Raw genomic sequence first — 4739 nt, forward strand, 5'->3', positions numbered from 1 at the left:
ACTGTTCAGGTTGATGGTTCACCGGTGGGAAGGGACCGGGCCATGCCACGGCCTGTCCGAAAGGACGACCACGATCCACTCGGTCTCCTTCCCACCTCAACCATACACCAGAACCAACACACAGGATTCTATGGTCTGCGCCGCGTCGCTTCGCTCCTTGCTCCGCCATAGAATGACGAAGTTGGGGCGGCTCCAGCCAATCCCCGGCGTTTGCGCTGATTTTCACGGGCGGCGGAAAATCGACACCAAGACAAACTTTCAAAAGCCCTGTGCAGCGCCACTAGTTATCTACCCGGCCGAAGGGCGGCACGTCGCCGATCACTTCGCGCTTGTCCTTGCCGCAGACGAAGGTCTTGGCTTTCTCATCCGCCAGCTTGCGCGCCTGATCGTTGGCCTGTGGGTTGCCGGTGGCCAAAACCAGGCCGACGGTGCAGCCCTGATGCTCTTCCGGTTGCGCGACCTTGGCGACGACCAGCACGTCGGTCGATTTCTTGTCGTCCTCGGGGTTGCTGACCGAGCGGCGATGGATGGCGGCGAAAGAGATGGCGATGTCGCCATTGGTCTCGATGCGCCATTCCACTTTCGGGCCTGAGCCGTTGAAGGCAGTGAAGCTCTCCCAGACCGCGGTCATGTCGTCGGACGGAAAGCCATAATAGACGGATTCGCGCGCGTCGTCGTAGCCGATCAGCACCGGGTAGCCGCGATAGCCTGAGCAGACGAGGCTCGCCCAGTCGCCGTCGCCTTCCGCGGCCTGGGCATAGGTCACGCAGTCCTTCTTCGAATCGAGATCGGTGTAGGCGCTGGAGATGTCGCCGGCCTGGGCCGCCTGGCAGAAACCGGCAAGCGCAAGCGGGATCAGAAGGGCACGCATCGATGGCAACTCCGTTTCGAGCTGCCGGAAGCGTAACGCCGTCCGCTATTTCTTCAAGCTGGCTTCGATCAAGAGGTCGGCGTTGCGGGCGACCGACGCCGCCGGTCCGCCATGGCCGAAAAGCTGGCCACTGATATAGGCGCCTTCGATGAGGAGGAGCAGCCCATCGCCCAGCGTGTCGGAATCGGCTGCGCCCATCGCCGTCGCCATGGCGCGCAGGCGCCGGCGCAATTCCTGCTTGTTGTTCTCGCTGACGATGCGCGCCGGGTGACCACGCTCAGGATATTCCACCGCGGCGTTGGTCATGCCACAGCCGCGATAATCCGGCTTTTGCGTGCGTTTGCCGACACGGGTCAGGAAAGCGATGATCTGGGCGCGCGGATTGCCGGGATGCGCGTCGACGGCCTCGTCGAAGCGCTCCCAGAATTCGAGGTCGTATTTGCGCAGATAGGAGGCGGCGAGCTCATCCTTGGACGGGAAACTGCGATAGAGGCTGGGCTTTGTGACGCCGGCGCGCCTGACGATCTCGTCGACGCCGATCGCCCTGATGCCCTCGCGGTAGAACAGGTCGCGCGCCACGTCGAGAATCTTGTCGGCGGCCCTCGGGGCGGGGGCCGTGTTCAACGACGCTTCAATTTTATTGTCCGATGGCATGCAGACGACTCGCTTGACAATGTTACTGACCGGTACGTATGTATGGTGCCATCCCATTGCAACGTACCGGTCAGTAACATGATAGCTCAATCCCGTCCGTTTGGCCAGCGCTACGCCTTCGTCGTTGTCGCGGTCATCTTTCTTTGTCTTTTGATTGCAGCAGGGCTTCGTTCAGCGCCGTCAGTCATGATGCTGCCGCTGGAAGAGAGCTTCGGCTGGCGGCGCGACATCGTCTCGCTGGCTGCCGCGATTGGCATCTTCCTCTATGGTCTGACCGGACCGTTTGCCGCGGCGTTGATGGAGCGGATCGGGCTGCGCCGCACGCTGCTTGCCGCGCTGATGATCATGTCGGGCTCCACCGCGCTCAGCCTGCTGATGACCAAGCCGTGGCATCTGCTGATCACCTGGGGAGTGTTTTCAGGCATCGGTTCGGGCGCGGTCGCGACCGTGCTCGGCGCAACAATCGTCAACCGTTGGTTCAAGACCAATCGCGGCCTGGTGATGGGGTTGATGTCCGCCTCCAGCGCGACCGGCCTGCTGGTGTTCTTGCCGCTGCTTGCCTCGCTGGCCCAGTCGGGAGGTTGGAAGCCAGTCGCCATAGCGATCGCGATCGCCACCGCTGCTCTCGTGCCGCTGGTCTTTCTGCTGGTGCCGGAACGCCCGGCCTCGATCGGTCAGGTGCGCTATGGCGCCGATGCCGACGACGTGCCGCCGGTGTCGCCCGCATCGCAGGGCAATTTCCTGGCGCATACGCTGAACACGCTGCGCCGCGCCGCCGGCACACGGGTGTTCTGGTATCTCTTCGCCACCTTCTTCGTCTGCGGCTTCACCACCAACGGCCTCGTCGGCACGCATCTTATCGCCTTTTGCGGCGACATGGGCATCGGGGAGGTGCAGGCGGCCGGGCTGTTGTCGATGATGGGTATTTTCGACCTGATCGGCACCACCCTGTCCGGCTGGCTCACCGACCGTTTCGATCCGCGCAAGCTGCTCGGCGTCTACTATGCCGTGCGCGGCCTGTCGCTGATCTATCTGCCTTATTCCGGCTTCTCGGCGACCAGCCTGATCATCTTCGCCGTGCTCTACGGGCTCGACTGGATCGCCACCGTGCCGCCGACGCTCCGGCTCGCCAACGAAGCCTTCGGCGACCGTAGCGGGCCGATCGTGTTCGGCTGGATCGTCGCCGGCCACCAAGTGGGCGCAGCGGCGGCTGCAGCCTTCGGCGGCACGATGCGCGAGTTGCAGGGCAATTACGAACTGGCCTTCCTGATCGCCGGCATGACGGGCATCGCGGCGGCCTGTATCTCGCTGCTGATCAATACGACCAAGCTGGCATTCGAGCCGGAGCCGCAGGCGGCTTGAGCTGCCAATCTCACCCCTTGTGGGGGAGATGCCCGGCAGGGCAGAGGGGGGCGCTGTCCCGCCGACTTGTCAGTTGAATTGCAGCCAATCAAAGCCGTCGGCCAGAAGCTCGAACAGGCCGTCCCTGAGAAGTTGGCGATCCTTCGCGCCCCCCTCTGGCCTGCCGGCCATCTTCCCCACAAGGGGGAGATCAGCAGTTCTGTCGACTGTTATCAAAACTTCATGGTTCCGAGACACGCCTGAAACAATGAGGCGAGAGCTTGGCGGTCCCGTTCAAAGCCATCCGGAGACAGCCATGGACAAGCTTTCCCTTACCCGCCGCGCTTTCGTCACCTCGGCCAGCGCCTTCGGCCTTGTCGGCGCCTCCGGTCTGGCGCTGCCCTATTATTCCCGCGCCAGCCAGCGGCCGGCCTTCACGCATGGCGTGCAGTCCGGCGACGTCGACGCCACGTCCGGCATGGTGTGGACGCGCACCGACCGGCCCGCGCGCGTTATGTATGAAGTGTCGACCACCGAAAGTTTTGCAAACGCCACAAGGCTCGCGCCGCTCGATACGTCGCCGGCCAGCGACTGCACGGTGAAGCGGCTGCTCACCGATCTCGCCTCCGACCAGGACATCTTCTACCGCATGATCGCGGCCGACCTGTCCGACATCAACGCCGTCTCCGAGCCGATCGTCGGCCGTTTCCGCACCGCGCCGTCCTCGAAGCGCGACGTGCGCTTCGCCTGGTCAGGCGACACCGCCGGCCAGGGCTGGGGCATCGACGAGACCGGCATGAAGACCTATTCGACCATCGCCAAGCACACGCCGGACTTCTTCCTGCATTCGGGCGACACGATCTATGCCGATGGCGCGCTGAAGGACGAGGTCGACCTGCCCGGCGGCGGCAAGTGGAAGAACGTCGTCATGCTCGACGGCAAGCGCAAGGTCGCCGAGACGCTGGACGAATATCGCGACCAGTGGAAATACAACATGATGGACAAGCATGTGCTTGCCCTCTCGGCCATCTGTCCGACCTTCTACCAATGGGACGACCACGAGGTTCTCAACAACTGGTCGGACTCGAAGGACCTCAGCAAGGACGACCGCTACAAGGAAAAGTCGATCCATGTGCTGGCGGCCAGGGCCGCGCGCGCCTTCCATGAGATGACCACCATCCGTTACGAGCCGTCGGAGCCGGGCCGCGTCTACCGCAAGATCTCGCATGGGCCGCTGCTCGACGTGTTCTTCCTCGACATGCGCTCCTATCGCGGCCCGAACGGCGCCAATCTGGATGAAACGCTGACGCCGAAGTCGCGCATGATCGGCGAGGAGCAATCCAAATGGCTGAAGCGCGAGCTGGCGAACTCGAAGGCGACCTGGAAGGTCATCGCCGCCGACATGCCGCTCAGCCTCGTCGTCTGGGACTACGCGGCGAAGAAGGCCGGCTTCGAGGCCGTCAGCAACAACGACAACGGCAAGCCGAAGGGGCGCGAGCTCGAATTCGCCGATGTGCTGCGCTTCATCAAGACTGCCGGCATCACCAACACCGTCTGGCTCACCGCCGACGTGCACTACACGGCGGCGCATTACTACAACCCCGACAAGGCGCAGTTCCAGGATTTCAATCCGTTCTGGGAATTCGTGTCCGGCCCGATCCATGCCGGCACGTTCGGCCCCAACGACCTCGACATGACCTTCGGGCCGGAGCTGAAATTCATCAAGGCGCCGACCGCCGAGCAGGGCCAGAACCTGCCGCCGTCGGCAGGCTTGCAGTTCTTCGGGCTGGTCGATATTTCGGGTGCGACAGAGCAGCTCACCGTGCGCTTGATGGATCGCGACGACAACGAGCTTTACAAGGTGACGCTGGAC

Annotated in this window: 4 protein-coding genes; 2 read left to right on the forward strand and 2 right to left on the reverse strand. The window is 63.3% G+C overall.

Going from position 1 to position 4739, the window contains the following annotated elements; translation table 11 throughout:
* Window positions 1–280 precede the first annotated feature (280 nt).
* Window positions 281–871 carry a hypothetical protein gene (locus EOA28_RS25445; protein ID WP_127249851.1) on the reverse strand — a complete coding sequence of 197 codons (591 nt, stop codon included), beginning with the start codon at window positions 869–871 and terminating at the stop codon, window positions 281–283.
* Window positions 872–916: 45 nt separating this feature from the next.
* On the reverse strand, window positions 917–1525 hold the full coding sequence (locus EOA28_RS25450) for a TetR/AcrR family transcriptional regulator (protein WP_127249852.1): 609 nt from the start codon (window positions 1523–1525) through the stop codon (window positions 917–919).
* 78 nt (window positions 1526–1603) lie between these two features.
* Here EOA28_RS25450 and EOA28_RS25455 point away from each other — a divergent pair, with 78 nt between their 5' ends.
* Window positions 1604–2887: an MFS transporter gene (locus EOA28_RS25455; RefSeq protein ID WP_127249853.1), complete on the forward strand. Its 1284-nt coding sequence runs from the start codon at window positions 1604–1606 to the stop codon at window positions 2885–2887.
* A 295-nt stretch (window positions 2888–3182) separates the two neighbouring features.
* Window positions 3183–4739: alkaline phosphatase (locus EOA28_RS25460; RefSeq protein WP_148670848.1), on the forward strand; the 1557-nt coding region annotated here is incomplete at its 3' end.

Origin of the sequence: Mesorhizobium sp. M2A.F.Ca.ET.067.02.1.1 (assembly GCF_004023285.1) — a bacterium.
Classification (GTDB): Bacteria; Pseudomonadota; Alphaproteobacteria; order Rhizobiales; family Rhizobiaceae; genus Mesorhizobium.

Coding starts and splice junctions, on each gene's coding strand:
- EOA28_RS25445 (WP_127249851.1), bottom strand. CDS start 871: ATGCGTGCCCTTCTGATCCCGCTTGCGCTTGCCGGTTTCTGCCAGGCG.
- EOA28_RS25450 (WP_127249852.1), bottom strand. CDS start 1,525: ATGCCATCGGACAATAAAATTGAAGCGTCGTTGAACACGGCCCCCGCC.
- EOA28_RS25455 (WP_127249853.1), top strand. CDS start 1,604: ATGATAGCTCAATCCCGTCCGTTTGGCCAGCGCTACGCCTTCGTCGTT.